The sequence below is a fragment of the Paenibacillus sp. FSL R10-2796 genome, from assembly GCF_037965315.1.
Classification (GTDB): domain Bacteria; phylum Bacillota; class Bacilli; order Paenibacillales; family Paenibacillaceae; genus Paenibacillus_AQ; species Paenibacillus_AQ odorifer.
Window position 1 is genome coordinate 4,118,105 of record NZ_CP150178.1, and the last position, 16,035, is coordinate 4,134,139.

The following is a 16,035-nucleotide window of genomic DNA, read 5'->3' on the forward strand; positions in this document are numbered from 1 at the left end:
CTAGTTTTAGTAAAGCGTATTCGTCGCTTCAGGAGTAAATGGGATGATTTCGTCTATCGCTCCACTTTGTACTTTGGCAGGCCAAGCAGGATCGCTAATAAGCGCTCTGCCCACTGCAACCAAATCAAACTCCTCCCGATCGAACCTTTCAGTTAACTCGTCAATATTATCCTCAGGCTTCTGAGCTTTATCTTCCTCGAAGAAATCGCTTTGCAGGCCAATAGAGCCTACTGTAATACACGGCTTCCCGGTAAGCTTCTTAGTCCACCCAGCTAAATTAAGATCAGAGCCAGCAAATTCAGCTTGACTGAAGCGTCGGGTCGAGCAATGAAAGATATCTACACCCGCTTCGCTAAGCGGTGCCAGGAAACTTGCAAGTTCTTCTGGAGTCTTCGCCAGCTTCTCATCATACGCCCCCAGCTTCCACTGGGAAAAGCGCAGCACGATTGGGAAGTCTGGTCCAACCGCTTGACGGCATGCTTTAATGATCTCGACAGCGAATGTTGTTCTTCCTACCAAATCGCCACCGTAACGATCGGTACGTTTATTCGTTCTATCCCAGAAGAACTGGTCTATCAGATACCCATGTGCGCCATGCAGCTCAATGCCATCAAAGCCAACGCTTTTGGCATTTGCCGCCGCTTGAGCGAAGGCTGTTACTAAGCTTTCAACCTCTTCTGTGGTCAGCGGCTCTGTCACCGGCTCACCTGCTAAATTCAGACCCGAAGGGCCTACAGGAAGGGCTTCAACGTTAGGATACTCGCCGATTGTACGCGCCATCCCCACATGCCAAAGCTGCGGGATGATCTTGCCGCCAGCTGCGTGAACCTCTTCCACAACCTTCTTCCAGCCTTCTAAAGATGCTTCTTCATGTATATTAGGAATATCTTGGTGACTGACAGCCGCTGGATGATTTATCGCAGTACCCTCAGTAACAATTAATCCCACTCCACCCTCTGCACGTCTACGATAATAAGCGGCAACATTGCTTCCCGGCACACCCTTCGGAGACTGCGCGCGTGTCATCGGCGCCATTACAAATCGGTTCGACAGCGAAAGATTCCCCACTTGAAAAGGTAAAAATAGTTGCTCTGTATTCATATGTTACCTCCAATTTATTAATTGATTACTTTAAGTAAGCTTATTATCTACCCAAAAGATGGGAAATGCAAATTTTAAGAAAAAGACAACAAAAACCGGACCTCGCAGAATCTACGATTGCCCGGTTTCACCAAATTATAATGACTCTCTAGACTTCAAGAATCCCCGCTTTAGGTGTAACTCCAAATGCTTTAGCTAAATCCCATAGCTGTTGGTCTGTGATCTTTTGTTTGATTTCTCTACCGCCAATCAAGTTGTAGATCGTCGCAGCCTTTTCAACCGTTTCTACTAGACCAAAGGTAGCATCCATGGTGGAGCCAGTGCCAAAAATCCCATGCTGCGGCCAGATGACTAAACGGTGATCCTTCATTTTTTTGGCAGTCTCACGGCCGATTTCACTGCTGCCCGGAACAATCCACGGAATAACACTGACGCCATCAGGGAAAACAACAAGGCACTCTGTGCACATTTCCCATAACGTTTTGGTAAACTTCAGTTCGTCCAGATCATGCGTGAAGGTCATCGCGATAACATTTGTAGCATGTGTATGCAGCACGATACGGTGTGTGGGATCTACTTTCAGACGTTCAATATGACTCATAAAATGCGAAGCGAGCTCACTCGTAGGAACTGCACCATTCCGCAATCCCCACAATACTTCCACACTTTCGCCATTGCCGCTAACCCTTAACACACCCAGATTCGCTTCAGGGTCTTTAATCACATTTCTGAAATATTTGCCCGAACCTGTTACGATAAAATACTTGCCTGCTAATTCTTTTACGGGAAAGGTGAGTTTGATCGTGCGCAACGGCTCCAGTACATTAATATACTTAGCCACCTCATTCTCATCCAGTAAATAGCTGACATTCCCACCATTCAGTTCATCCCAGCCAAGCTCCCACATATGACGGGTGATCTCTGACATTTCCTGAATAAATGGAGCTTCACTGCTGGCAATATAACCTTTTGATTCTAACAAGGATGTACTCATAGTCTATTCTCTCCTTTGGTATTTGCTGCTCTCCGTATCCACTTCTATCTTAAAGACAAAACGTCTTGTTCATAATTTTTCACTTCAGTAAGCCATTGCTCACGCACCGGTGTACCTTGTGATGCACAGTAGTAATCCCAGACCGCTCCAAACGGATACGATTTGAACTCTTCTACCAGAGCAAGACGTGAAGTATAATCCCCGGACCGCTCGATTTGCTTAAGTTCTTCCACTGGTTCCAGCATCGCACGCAGCAACGCCTTAATAGTGTTGCGGGTGCCAATGACCCATGCCGCGAGATGATTGATACTGCCATCAAAGAAATCCAATCCAATATTCGTACGAGGAAGTAAATCCCCGCGAACCAATTCACGGGCGATTTCCAGCAGCTCATCATCCATTGTTACCACATGGTCACTGTCCCAGCGGACAGGTCTGCTGACATGCAGCAGCAGCTGCTCACTGAACATCAGAATCGAAGATAATTTATTCGAAATCACTTCTGTAGGATGAAAATGTCCCGCATCCAAACAGATCGCTTTTCCATTTGTTAAACCATAACCCATATAGAATTCATGAGAGCCAACCACATAGCTTTCAGAACCAATTCCAAACAGTTTACTTTCCAAGGCATCCATATTATAAAGCGGATCTATTTCCTGACTAAAAATCTCATCCAGCGACTCTTTTAAACGTACTCTCGGAGCTAGCCGATCTACTGGCGTATCTTTATATCCGTCTGGAATCCAAAAATTCGTCACACAAGGCTGACCCAGCTCCCGCCCAAAATGCTCAGCGATCGTACGTGAAGCTTTACAGTGTCTGATCCAGAAATTCCGAATCTCCGCGTCCGAATGACTGAGAGTGAATCCATCGGCTGCTTTCGGATGTGAGAAACAAGTAGGGTTAAAATCAAGCCCTAAGCCCTGTTCCTTCGCCCAATCCACCCAGGATTGAAAATGTCGTGGCTCTAGTTCATCCAAATCTACAGGTTCATCTGTATCTGCGTAAATAGCATGCAGGTTAACCTTATGTTTACCAGGAATAAGAGATAACGCCTTTTCTAAATCTTGACGTAGTTCATTTGGTGTACCCGCTCGGCCCGGATAACTTCCCGTTACCGCAATGCCCCCGCTTAGTTCTTTTTCCTTAAAAAGAAAACCTTTTACATCATCACCCTGCCAGCAATGTATGGAAATTTTAATTTGCGCGAGTCGCTCCAGCACTTTATCCACATCAATACCGTGGGCTGCGTATAGTTTTTTGGCTTCGTTATAACTAGTGATAATGCTCTGATCCATGCTGTTTATCCTCCTAAATTAGTGCAACGTCTGTTTCGCTTAGATAAGCTCATTCACCTTGGACAGATGAAGGCTTCTCCAGCGATTTAGAATGTTATTAAAATGCTTGATCGGCTGCGGAATGTATGATGTTATTTCAAAAGATTGTTCGATAATAGCTCTTGCCTCAGTTATGTCTGCAATGGAATTTGTGCTAATCATCTGCACTACTATATTTCCTAGAGCAGTCGCTTCCGTTGGTCCAGCCTTTACTTCCCTGCCGATAACGTCAGCGGTTAGTTGGCATAAAAGCCGATTGTTCGCCCCGCCGCCGACAATTTGCAATCCCTCGATCCGACGTTCTGTCAGCTCCTCCAACTCTTCCAAATAAGTTAGATAGGATAACGCCAAGCTGTCAAAAACACAACGTGCTAACTGTCCAGGTGTCTCCGGAACGGGCTGCTCACTCTCCATACAGGCACTGCGGATTTCTTCTATCATGTTCGATGGATTAAGAAACCTTGGTGCATTACAAGGGATCAGGCTGCGAAACCCCTCTTCTCCCTGTGCAAGCTCTGCAAGCTCCGCAAAACTATAACAATTGTTCAGTAATCTGCGAACCTCTTGAATAAGCCATAAGCCCATTACATTTTTGAGGAATCTATAAGTTCCGTAGGCTCCCCACTCATTGGTGTAGTTAGCCTGCATGGCTTTTAGAGAATTTAGAGGCTCCGTTCTTTCTACACCGAGTAAAGACCAAGTTCCACTGCTGATATAAGCTGAGCCTTCTTGAAGTGGAGCACCTAGCACTGCAGAAGCCGTATCATGGGATGCAACACAGATCAGCTGGCATTCAGGCAGGTCATATTGTTGGATTAAAGCTTCGTCAAGAGGACCAACCACTACACCAGGCTCAGTTAATTTTGCAAATTGATCTTTCCTGATATTCAAAAATTCTAATAGGTCATCGTCAAAATCCCGGCTTTCCAGATTCAACAGCTGTGTTGTAGATGCAATCGTAACCTCGTTGATTTTACGGCCAGTCAGTCGGTAATATAGATAATCTGGTACAAGTAAAATCTGATCCGCTTGCGCTAGCTCTTCTTCTTTATGAACATATAACTGATTCAAGGTATTGATGGATAACTGCTGGATTCCTGTCTTTTCATAGACGGTTTGTGGTGAAAGCTGCTGTGCCACCTGATCCACAGCCAGATCCGTTCTGCGGTCCCGGTAGGCGTATACTTCCTGAACACGATTCCCGTCCGCATCTACCAGCACATAATCTACACCCCATGTATCAATACCGAGCGTACAGGTAGTAATTCCATCGGTTTTAGCCTTCCGAAGCCCGATCATAATCTGCTCTACTAAATAATCAATGTCCCAGAAACAGGAACCCTCTTGTTCCGTAAAGCTATTGCTAAAGCGATGAAGCTCTTCTAAGGAAAGAATACCTTCTTGCAATATTCCGCGCACCAGCCGCCCACTTGAGGCACCGATGTCAACCGCGATGTGATTATTCATAAACAATCTCCTATGATAAGGGGTGATTTATAATATTTTTTTGAACAGTGTAATAACTTCTTCTTTAGTAGGAATAAAAGGGTTCCCTGGTGCACAAGCATCCTTCATCGAATTTTCAGCCAAAAGATCAAGATCTACTTCTTCTACACCAAGCTCGGATAATTTGGCTGGAATCCCTACTTCTTTAGACAACGCCTTGATCGACTCAATTACGAAATCTGCGCATTGTTTATCCGTTTGGTTCTCTACATTAAGTCCAATCGCTTTAGCAATGGATCTGAATTTCTCAGGCACATATTTGGCATTTTCTTCTTCCACAAAAGGCAGCAACATCGCGTTACATACGCCGTGCGGCAGATCGTATACGCCGCCCAGCTGATGCGCCATCGCATGCACATAACCAAGCCCCGCATTATTGAAAGCCAATCCGCCAAGGAATATCGCGTATACCATCTGTTCACGCGCTTCGATATCATGGCCATTCTTCACAGTACGAGCCAGATTAGCAAAAATAAGCTCCACTGCGGCTAGTGCCGTAGCATCGGTTACCGGATATGCTCCCGGCGTCACCAGCGCTTCAATCGCATGAGTCAATGCATCCATACCCGTGGCCGCGGTAAGTGCAGCGGGTTTATCAACCATAAGCTCAGGATCGTTGACTGAAATCGTCGCAAGGCTGTTCTTATCTACCATAACCATCTTCACTTTGCGTTCTTCGTCTGTGATTACATAGTTAATGGTCACTTCAGCCGAAGTACCAGCAGTGGTATTCACGGCGACAATCGGCAGTGATTTATGCTTAGACTTGTGTACACCTTCATATTCTTTGATATGACCGCCATTTGTGGCAATGATACCAATGGCTTTGGCAGTATCCTGTGGTGATCCACCGCCAATGGAAATCAGATAATCACAATTCTGCGCTTTGAGATAATCAACGCCATCGTGGACATTTTTACAGGTCGGATTGGGTTTCACTTCATCATAGATGGCATATTCAATCTCCGCTTCGTCCAATACCGTCAGCAATTTACCAGCAATGCCACTTTTCATAAGGAATTTGTCCGTAACAACAAGCGCCTTTTTTAATTTAAGCTCTTGGATGTATGGACCAATCTCCTGCAAGCATCCCTTGCCCATAATATTGATCGATGGAACATAATACACATGCGTGCTCATGCTTGACCAGCCTCCTAAAGTTAATTTATCAACACCAAAGTTTTACACACAACTCTGCAAGCTAGAGCGTAGTATTCCGGCTGCAGCGCCTCAGGCTGGCCTCTAAATCGCAACTGGGCCGGCTCTGGTATCTTTCAAATCTAATTACCACTACAGGACTTCTTTTCTCCTTCATCGTATGCCCGCAAATCTTTGTTGTCAACATTTTAAATATTATTTATGTTGTTTTTATTTGTTTTATATCCGTTTTGTGAATATTATTGGAAAACAAACATGATTTTACGTTGATTTTATTGCAAAACACAGATATTTGGAGCTATGATTAAGGAATATACAGATTTCGGAAAGGTGATCTCCTATGCTTGCAGCTGAAAGACGCAAAAAAATAATTGATCTTGTTCATCAGGATAAACGAGTATTAGTCTCTGATCTAAGCCGGATGTTTGAAGTTACAGAAGAGACGATACGCAGAGACTTGGAGAAGCTGGAGAAGGATGGCATTCTAAGCCGAACCTATGGCGGGGCCATGCTGAATCGTCACACGAACGAGGATTTGCCTTTTGTTACTCGCAATGCGCTGAATACAGATATCAAACGGGGAATCGCTCTTAAGGCGCTAGATTTAATCAATGATGGAGATACGTTAATGGTGGATCCTAGCTCCACAGCCTTTGAGTTTCTAAAACTGCTTGGCAATAAAAACAATCTGACCATTATTACGAACTCGATTAATATTTTGCATGAGTTCTCGAATTCTGGGATGGATATCATCTCTACCGGAGGTTCTTTACGTTACCGATCCATGTCACTCGTTGGTCCTGTAGCACATGACACCATTCAAAGATACAATGTGGACACTGCGGTTATCAGTTGTAAAGGAATAGATATGGAGCGAGGCATCACAGATTCTAATGAACCGGAGTGTGAGCTCAAGAAATATATGCTACGTCAAGCTAACAAGGTCATACTCCTGGCCGATCACACCAAATTCGATAAGACCGCCTTTACGAAGCTGATCGAGCTTGGCCAAATCGACTTTTTGATCACAGACCGCCAGCCTTCTGAGGTTTGGTTGAAGCGCCTGAACAAAGAGAATATTGAGCTTCTCTATTAATCGGGCTCAAACGCCTTCGCAGCCCATTTAAAAATGCCGTTCCCCAATGAGTAATGGGTGACGGCATTTGTTGTATGGAGATGATTATCTTTTTGTATAAACCTGAGAGATTGGGACTACGTTGACTGTTGATTTGGGATTTTCGCGTTGCACTTGCGTTGTAGTTTTTTTCCTGCAAATATATATAAGCGCTGGTGGAAAATTCAGCAGTACCCACTTCGTGTGTAGGATCTCAAAATGCTGGCTCAACTCTGTTTTCATCCGCGGAAAATATTCATAGGTTATAAACCACCCTCCTTCTTTTAAAGAAGAAATGATCTGTTCCATAAACCTAGTGCGGTCTGGCTTCGAGAAATTCATCAAAGACAAACTACTCACGATACAATCCAGCTTCTCCAGACTGCTGTTATGAAGCGCAAGACGCAGCCGGAGACAATCGTTGTTGCAGAAACATCCGGGGAATTCCTCTCTTAACTGACTGCGAAAATCAGGATCTATTTCAAATAGAAGAACATTCATACCGGTCTTTTCTCCACGCGGAATAAACCTTGTGATTGCACCAGTCCCCGCACCCAATTCAGCCATAGAATGCACTTGGTTCCAAGGCACTGGATCAAGCAACGTCTGGGCCAGCCAATGTGAACTGGGAGTCACACTACCATATTGTCGGGGCGCATGCAGAAATTTATTTAGAAAATGAAGTCGCTCACGAATTCCACTTTGCATGAAATCTCCCCCTTGCTTCCTAACTTACCCTTCTACCCCTAAAATATGTAAACTGCATTAAATTCGTACTCCATCTATACTTCCCATTATCTATTCCCCTTAAAATAAAAAGCCCAAATTTCTCCGCAACATAAATTGCGGGAAATTCGAGCTTGTAAACACTCAATTCAGAGTCAGCCAATCTTATTTAGTTTCCACAGCATGTCCGCCGAATTCGTTACGCAGTGCAGCAACTACTTTGCCAGTGAATGTGTCGGTCTCAAGGGAACGGTAACGCATCAATAACGCCATTGCGATAACCGGAGTCGCCGCTTGTAAATCAAAGGCGGTTTCAAGCGTCCATCTGCCTTCACCAGACGAATGCATAATGCCCTTAATCTCATCTAGTTTAGCGTCCTTCGAGAAGGCGCGTTCCACAAGTTCCATCAGCCACGAACGGATTACAGAGCCGTGATTCCACACCCGAGCTACTTCCTCAAAGTTGTAGTCAAATTCACTCTTTTCCAGAACCTCAAAACCTTCACCGATAGCAGCCATCATGCCGTATTCGATACCGTTATGCACCATTTTTAGAAAATGGCCGCTACCTGCTTTACCAGCATATAAAAAGCCGCTTTCTACAGCTGTATCACGGAAAATAGGCTCCACAACTTCCCAAGCTTCGGGATCTCCGCCAACCATGTAACAAGCGCCATTACGCGCCCCTTCCATACCGCCAGAGGTACCTGCATCCATAAAGTGAATTCCGTGCTCCTTCAATTCCTCATACCGACGAATCGATTCCTTATAATGCGAGTTTCCTGCTTCAATAACGATATCACCTTTAGACAACTGTGGAGTAAGTTCAGCGATTACAGAATCAACGACCTGATGCGGAACCATGATCCAAATGATTCTTGGTGTTTCCAATTGCTGTACCAATTCTGGAAGCGTTACTGCTCCACTAGCGCCTTTAGCTTTCATTTCTTCTACAGCAGGTGCATTCAGATCAAAAGCAACAACCTCATGTCCATGATCCAGCAAATTTTGACCCAAATTAAAACCCATTTTTCCTAACCCAACTAATCCTACTTTCATGTAAATTCCCTCCGATTTATAGATTCTTGTGATGTATTTTAGCTAAATTGGCAAAAAAAACAGGCAGGGGCTTAAGCCCCTGGCCGTATAGATTCCTGCGCTGCTGCAACTTCTGCTTGAGCGTCGAGAAGATCTGACTCCTGATCTGTATCATCAAACCACCAGCGGTCTTCACCCAAAAGCTCCATAGCCGCATCTGGACCATAAGAACCTGAAGCATAGGTATGAAGTGGCATTAGCCCCTCTTCCATAGCTTCCTGGATTGGTGTAACCCATTGCCATGACAGCTCGACTTCTTTCCAATGAGCGAAGAAAGTGGCGTCACCACGAAGTGCATCAAAGATCAGATTTTCGTAAGCTTCTGGTACGTCTGAAGTTCCGGCTTCATAAGTAGCGAGGACAGGTTCAAGTTTCCCTTTTTGCAGCTGATCCTTCGTATTCAACTGAAGCGTAATGGCTTCAGTTGGACCGATCTCGATGATGAGCAGATTTGGAACGTCATTCCCTTTATTTTTGTTATTGTTATCATTAAACGGTTCTTTAAATTCTATAACGATTCTTGTTGATTTCTCTTTCATTCTCTTGCCAGTACGGATATAGAACGGAACTTCATTCCACAATGGATCATCTATAAACAAACGCGCTGCAATAAACGTCTCATTTTGTGAGGATTGGCTAATTCCGGGTTCATCCAAGTAGCCTGCAACAGATTTACCTTTAATTTCACCTTCAGCATATTGTCCGCGGACAACATATTGATTAACTTCGTCTTTACTTAGCGGAATGAGGCGCTCCATGACATATCTTTTCTTCCCACGGATCTCTTCAGGTGTACTGCCTTTTGGAAGCTGCATCGCCATCATCATGAGCAATTGAAGCATATGGTTCTGGAACATATCACGAAGTGCCCCAGCTTTATCATAATAGCCTGCCCGTTCTTCAACGCCAACAATCTCACTCGCCGTAATTTGCACATTTGCGATATACCGATTTTTCCACAGTGCTCTAAGCACAGGATTTGAATATTTTAGAACTTCCAGATTCTGAACCATCGGTTTACCCAAGAAGTGGTCAATTCGGAAAATCTCCTCTTCAGTAAATACGGCATTCAAGCTGTCATTTAACTCTCTTGCTGTTTGCAAGTCTGTACCAAAAGGCTTCTCAATAATCAGACGCTTCCAGCCCTTCGTAGATCCCAGACCACTAGAGTGAATATTGGCGGCAATTTCCTTGAAAAACTCAGGACCCACCGATAAATAGAACATCCGATTCTCCGGAATGTTAAAAAATTGCTCACGACGTTTAACATGCTCCAGGAGCTTCAAATAATCCTCTGTATTACCTACATCTAGAACGCTATATTCAAAAGCTTCCAAGAAAACCTGCAACTGTGGAGATTCTACTGCTGGCTGTCTAGAAAATGTCTGCAAAGATTGCAGGACTTGCTTACGGAAAGCTTCAGTTGAAACTTCTCTTCTTCCTAATCCAATCACTGAGAGAGGACCTGAAATTTGACCATCTAAAAAGAGGTTATATAGTGCAGGATAGATTTTACGTTTTGCTAAATCTCCTGTAGCGCCAAAAAGCACAAATGTTGATGATTCCACTTTCATTCCTCCCGCTATTATATATTATTTATTAACTTACTTTTAATTACTAGCATACTCAGTAGAATCAATCATACGACTGATATTTTTATTCGTCAACCTCATTTCGACATTTACGAAAAGTTATTATTTTCACAAAGCTTCGAATTGGTAATTATGATTAATGTCACACCAATTATCTTATTGGATTATTCGTATTAATTTACTAGGAAATAATCCAAAAATAAGATAACAACCCGCTCCCAGCATGGCTTTTGGCGTTCTGACTTTACACACTCTGATTTAAAATTCTTCATCCAAAGCTGTTTACAACATAAACAAAATTCCCAGTCGCTTAAATAAGCTCATCCTTCCCCTGTGTTTCAAACTAACTTTAAGTAATAGAGTGGTTTGGTCTCGCGCGCCTTGATGAAGACTATGCGATTTGATTCCAAGTTTGGGAATTAAGCATAAAAAGTGACTGCTTCGAGGAATATTACTTGAGAATGCTCGAAGGAATTTTTGCTAAGCACATTGGAGTGACTGGAGTCTGTGAAGAGAACGATTGGGGATGAGATGACGTTTGCAAAGAGTACCATTGGGGATAGGTTAAGCGAACCTTGTGAAATGAAGTGAACCATTAGGATTGTCCTGAAGTTTGCTAGGTGAACCGTGTGGATGTCTTGAGTTTGCTAGGTGAACCATTGGGAATGTCCTGAAGTTTGCTAAGAGTACCCTGTGAGTGTAGTTTGCTAAGTGTGCGCTTTGGGGGATCACTTAAAAGTTCGCATAGAGCGTCTTTAGATCCAGTTTGAAGTAACATTTATGTTTACCCGCATCTCCGGCTACGGCGAGATCAGACCTTGGAGTCCTTAGACGTCGATTCTTACTCATCTGCGGTGGTTTTATGTCCACACCATGGAGGAAACGGACTCAGGTGCCCTCAAACGTCGATTCGTTCTCGTCTGCCGTGGCCTTATGTCCACACTAACTATCGGTTCGGACTCAGGTGACATTATTTCGCAGATTTAGACCATTTCGCCATGCTATCGGACCCAGATGCAGCTATTCGACCCAATCTACGCCTCTTTGGAGCAAAAACTTGGCAATAAGAGCTATGCGGTCCGATAATTCTGAAATATGCTCCAAAAACACCAAATAGCTGCGATACAGTCCGAACGATGATGTAGATCTTCAATCTTGGTTAGTCCGGACTCAGGTGACATTATACGTCGATACTTACTCATCTGCGGAGGCTACATGTTCTTGCCATCGATGGTCCGGACTCAGGAGATGCTATTTCGCAGATTTAGCCCATTTCGCCATGCTATCGGACCCAGATGCAGCTATTAAACCTAATTCGCTCCTCTCTGGAGCAAAAACTTGGCTATAAGAGCTATGCAGTCCGATAATTCTGAAAAATGCTCCAAAAACACCAAATAGCTGCAATACAGTCCGAACGGTAATGTAGTATCTTCAATCTTGCTAGTCCGGACTCAGATGACCTCAGACGTCAATTCGTTCTCGTCAGTTGAGGCTACATGTTTTCACTAACTATGGGTTTGGACTCAGGTGACATTCTACTTCGATACTTACTCGTCTGCGGAGGCTTCGAGTCCTCGCCATCGACGGTCCGGACTCAGGAGACGCTATTTCACAGATTTTGGTCATTTCGCCATGCTATCGGACTCAGATGTAGCTATTGCACCAAATTCACTCTTCTTTGGAGCAAAAACTTGGTAATAAGAGCTATGCGGTCCGATACTTCTGAATAATGCTCCAAAAACACCAAATAGCTGCAATACAGTCCGAACGGTGATCTAGTATCTTCAATCTTGCTAGTCCGGACTCAGCTGACATTATACGACGATACTTACTCGTCAACCTAGGCTGTATGTCCACACTAACTATGGGTTTGGACTCAGGTGACATTCTACTTCGATACTTACTCGTCTGCGGAGGCTTCGAGTCCTCGCCATCGATGGTCCGGACTCAGGAGACGCTATTTCGCAGATTCAGGTCATTTCGCCATGCTATCGGACTCAGATGCAACTATTCGACCCAATGTACTCCTCTTTGGAGCAAAAACTTGGCTATAAGAGCTATGCAGTCCGATAATTCTGAAAAATACTCCAAAAACACCAAATAGCTGCAATACAGTCCGAACGATGATGTAGTATCTTCAATCTTGGCTAGTCCGGACTCAGATGACCATAAACATCGATTCATACTCGTCAACCTAGACTGGATGTCCACACTAACTATGAGTTCGGACTCAGGAGACGTTATTTCGCAGATTTAGCCCATTTCGCCATGCTATCGGACTCAGATGCAGCTATTGAACCAAATCCACCCCTCTTTGGAGCAAATACTTGGCAATAAGAGCTATGCAGTCCGATACTTCTGAATAATACTCCAAAAAATCTAAATAGCTGCAATACAGTCCGAACGATGCTGTAGTATCATCAATCTTGGCTAGTCCGGACTCAGGTGACCTCAAACGTCGATTCGTTCTCGTATGCTAAGATTGCAAGTCTGCACCATCTTGAGATCGGACTCAGGAGACCTTACACGTAGATACCTCGTCATCCCCATGGATCAATCAGATCCGGAAGTCCTTATAACGCAGATTCAAACCACCTCACAATAGACTAGTTACCAGCCAAGTTTACAATGCCATTTGTTTAGAGCCGGTACATTAAGTGTTATAGTTAATGAACATAAGATTTTTCATTCAGTTCACGAAAGGAAGGAGTATTTTCATGAATATGGAGCAATGGGAAAGAATTCGGACGGGACAGGGATTTATAGCTGCCTTGGATCAAAGTGGTGGCAGTACACCAAAAGCGCTGCTGCAATATGGTGTTGCAGAGGACAGTTACTCTAATGAAGATCAAATGTATGGGTTGGTTCACGAGATGAGAACGCGCATTATCAAGAGCCCTGCATTTGATTCAAAGCATATACTGGGTGCAATCTTATTTGAGAACACAATGGATCGTTCCATAGACGGGCAATATACTGCCGATTTTCTATGGGAGAAAAAAGGGATTGTGCCTTTCCTGAAAATCGATAAAGGTCTTGCCGACCCTGAAGACGGAGTACAACTAATGAAGCCTATTCCCGGCTTGAGTGATCTTCTGAAGCGGGCCAACGAACGTAACATCTTTGGTACAAAAATGCGCTCGGTGATTAAAGAGGCTAATCCTTCCGGTATCAAAAAGGTGGTTGAACAGCAGTTTGAAATCGGTAAGCAGATTTTAGCAGCGGGACTCGTACCTATTATCGAACCGGAAGTTGATATCCACAGTGCTGATAAAACGGCTTCAGAGAAGCTGCTAAAAGAAGAACTATCGGCCCAATTGTCTACGCTGGGCAAAGACGTGAAGGTCATGCTTAAGCTCTCCATCCCAACGGAGAATAATTTCTACCGTGAATTAATGGAGAATCCTCATGTTTTGCGAATTGTCGCTTTGTCCGGCGGTTACACACAAGCAGAGGCCAACGATAAGCTCGCCCATAATCAAGGACTGATCGCCAGCTTCTCACGTGCGTTATCACAGGGACTAAGCGCTGGGCAGTCAGAAGAAGAGTTTAACGCGCTCCTCTCCAAATCTGTAGAAGCGATTTATGCAGCCTCTATTAAATAAGATCCTCATTTAAACCAGACACATAAAAAGAGCTGTTTCCCTGACAGGTGTTCCCTGCTGGGTAGCAGCTCTTTTTTTATGATGAGAATTTACTTTAAAAGTCTAGAACTTTCAGATTAAACGCCATTTCATCTACTCATTCAGCCCACACAAGCATGCAATGGGTTTGTTAAAGTCCCTTACATCTTATCTAAGGACCACACCTGTACCTAAAACACATTAATCAACCAATTCTCTGTTGTTTCTTGGTACACCATCCATAATTCCTGTTTTTAATCCAGCGCATTTCATTACCCAATAATTTCTTGATCTTACGCAAAAAAGGCTTCCACCACGCAAGTACGCGAGGTAGAAACCTAATCGATTACTTCTATGTTATCTTAAATCGAAACCACGAGGATTAATGCAATTAAAGCTGGCAGTCCTTGCATAAATAAAATAGACTTTTTCACCGTCAGTCCGCCATATAACGCTGCCACTATAACAGTTGATAAGAAGAAGATTTCAATTTGATGACCGAAATTTACATTCGGATGAACCAATCCCCAAATTAAACCTGCCGCCAAAAATCCATTGTATAACCCTTGGTTCGCTGCCAGTGTTTTAGAAGCATCCGCAACTTCCTGTGTCATTCCAAAGACTCGAAGCCCTTTTGGCTTTGACCAAGCGAACATTTCTAAATAAACAATATAGATATGTATTAACGCAACAACACCGACCATAATATTAGCTACCCATACCATCAAAATAACCACCTTATTTTAATTTGTGTACAATTTAATTGTATCACATTAAAACTCAAAAGTGTATACAACATCTCATAAACAATTCGACGCTAAAAAAGAATAGCCATAATCTTCAAAAAAAAGACTATCGCTATTCCATACGTAATGTTTTATGAAATTCTAAAATACTTTTGCAGCAATATAAACGGTTACGCTATTGTAAAAACCATAAAGAGAACCATTGCTCCAGACGAAATTGCTAGGATCTGAAATTCCCGTATTTTGAGACGCTTGATGTCCATGTTTCTCTGACCATAGACCTGAGCTATTTTGAAGCATGAAGTGGTAATCTACGTTATCCTCAGGAATATCGACTTTACCATTACCATTTGAGTCGATCCATCCCACTCTTAGTGCAATTCGATGTTCATCGGAATTAATCGCTGCAGTTCGGCCCGGAAGTATCCGCCAACCCGGTTTAAAGTATAAAGGATTCGTATTGCCATCTTGAACCACAAGACCAGCAGTATAATACACGTTAGTAAAATAGGCAGGATCTCTGACATTTGAGACCCCGTCTCCATCACCAGGGTTGATTGCCCCTGGAAATCTTAAGGCATAACCATAACAGTTAATCCCATAACTATTTTCGGCTGTATACGGCCACGCATGACCATAAGCGGAAGCTAGAGTTGCTTGCGGAGAATCAGGTTCAAAAGTAGGTGTTATTAGCTCCGGTGCTAACAATTCATTATTAATAAGATTGTCATCTGCCGGGGGTACAAAGCTTGATGACTCTTTGAGTTCTCCAACTGTAGTAACATTTCCTTGTGTGTCCACAATAATCGTATCGTCGCCCTTCCATTCTCCAACCCAAACCTTTTCCGGTCCAGAAGTTTGGACTTCTTTCAAATTACTGACGTCGACGTCGATAGGTGCGGCCATTGCAGCAGAGGACAGGGCCAGATTCAGTAAGAGCGTGCAGGTTATTGCGGCTTTATAAGTCTTTTTCAAAATCATAAACATCCCTTTCTATGTAAGATAAGTAAAAATTAACATTTTATCCTAAAATAGAC

General features: G+C 43.5%; 12 protein-coding genes. 2 read left to right on the forward strand and 10 right to left on the reverse strand.

What is annotated here, in order from left to right:
• Positions 1–6: 6 nt before the first annotated feature.
• From NST58_RS18720 to NST58_RS18740, 5 genes are all read right to left on the reverse strand, one after another.
• Positions 7–1,101, reverse strand: a complete 1,095-nt coding sequence (locus NST58_RS18720; RefSeq protein WP_339243782.1) for an NADH:flavin oxidoreductase — start codon at positions 1,099–1,101, stop codon at positions 7–9.
• Positions 1,102–1,249: 148 nt separating this feature from the next.
• Positions 1,250–2,095, reverse strand: a complete 846-nt coding sequence (gene rhaD / locus NST58_RS18725; RefSeq protein ID WP_036688060.1) for a rhamnulose-1-phosphate aldolase — start codon at positions 2,093–2,095, stop codon at positions 1,250–1,252.
• 44 nt (positions 2,096–2,139) lie between these two features.
• Entirely contained in the window at positions 2,140–3,396 is a 1,257-nt protein-coding gene (gene rhaA, locus NST58_RS18730) for an L-rhamnose isomerase (protein WP_076280044.1), read from the reverse strand.
• A 39-nt stretch (positions 3,397–3,435) separates the two neighbouring features.
• Complete coding sequence (rhaB, locus tag NST58_RS18735; protein WP_076302637.1) at positions 3,436–4,902, reverse strand: rhamnulokinase; 1,467 nt, start codon at positions 4,900–4,902, stop codon at positions 3,436–3,438.
• A 27-nt stretch (positions 4,903–4,929) separates the two neighbouring features.
• Positions 4,930–6,081, reverse strand: coding sequence for an iron-containing alcohol dehydrogenase (locus NST58_RS18740; protein WP_076194676.1), 1,152 nt, complete (start codon positions 6,079–6,081; stop codon positions 4,930–4,932).
• 358 nt (positions 6,082–6,439) lie between these two features.
• On the opposite strand from NST58_RS18740, the gene NST58_RS18745 reads away from it, so the two are divergent.
• A complete protein-coding gene (locus NST58_RS18745) occupies positions 6,440–7,195 on the forward strand; it encodes a DeoR/GlpR family DNA-binding transcription regulator (protein WP_076100077.1) in 756 nt (251 codons plus the stop codon).
• An 84-nt stretch (positions 7,196–7,279) separates the two neighbouring features.
• Here NST58_RS18745 and NST58_RS18750 read toward each other — a convergent pair whose 3' ends face one another.
• From NST58_RS18750 to zwf, 3 genes are all read right to left on the reverse strand, one after another.
• Complete coding sequence (locus NST58_RS18750; RefSeq protein WP_076194673.1) at positions 7,280–7,921, reverse strand: methyltransferase; 642 nt, start codon at positions 7,919–7,921, stop codon at positions 7,280–7,282.
• 183 nt (positions 7,922–8,104) lie between these two features.
• On the reverse strand, positions 8,105–8,998 hold the full coding sequence (gene gnd, locus NST58_RS18755; protein ID WP_036688068.1) for a phosphogluconate dehydrogenase (NAD(+)-dependent, decarboxylating): 894 nt from the start codon (positions 8,996–8,998) through the stop codon (positions 8,105–8,107).
• 71 nt (positions 8,999–9,069) lie between these two features.
• Positions 9,070–10,605 (reverse strand): glucose-6-phosphate dehydrogenase, encoded by a 1,536-nt coding sequence (zwf, locus tag NST58_RS18760; protein WP_339187351.1) that lies wholly within the window; start codon positions 10,603–10,605, stop codon positions 9,070–9,072.
• 2,741 nt (positions 10,606–13,346) lie between these two features.
• On the opposite strand from zwf, the gene NST58_RS18765 reads away from it, so the two are divergent.
• Positions 13,347–14,234, forward strand: coding sequence for a fructose bisphosphate aldolase (locus tag NST58_RS18765; RefSeq protein ID WP_076194668.1), 888 nt, complete (start codon positions 13,347–13,349; stop codon positions 14,232–14,234).
• Between the two features lie 380 nt (positions 14,235–14,614).
• Here the strand turns inward: NST58_RS18765 and NST58_RS18770 are convergent, their stop codons facing one another.
• Together NST58_RS18770 and NST58_RS18775 are read right to left on the reverse strand one after the other, a co-directional pair.
• Positions 14,615–14,977, reverse strand: a complete 363-nt coding sequence (locus tag NST58_RS18770; protein WP_076128270.1) for a DUF1304 domain-containing protein — start codon at positions 14,975–14,977, stop codon at positions 14,615–14,617.
• 162 nt (positions 14,978–15,139) lie between these two features.
• On the reverse strand, positions 15,140–15,973 hold the full coding sequence (locus NST58_RS18775; RefSeq protein ID WP_139330181.1) for a hypothetical protein: 834 nt from the start codon (positions 15,971–15,973) through the stop codon (positions 15,140–15,142).
• Between the last annotated feature and the right edge of the window lie 62 nt (positions 15,974–16,035).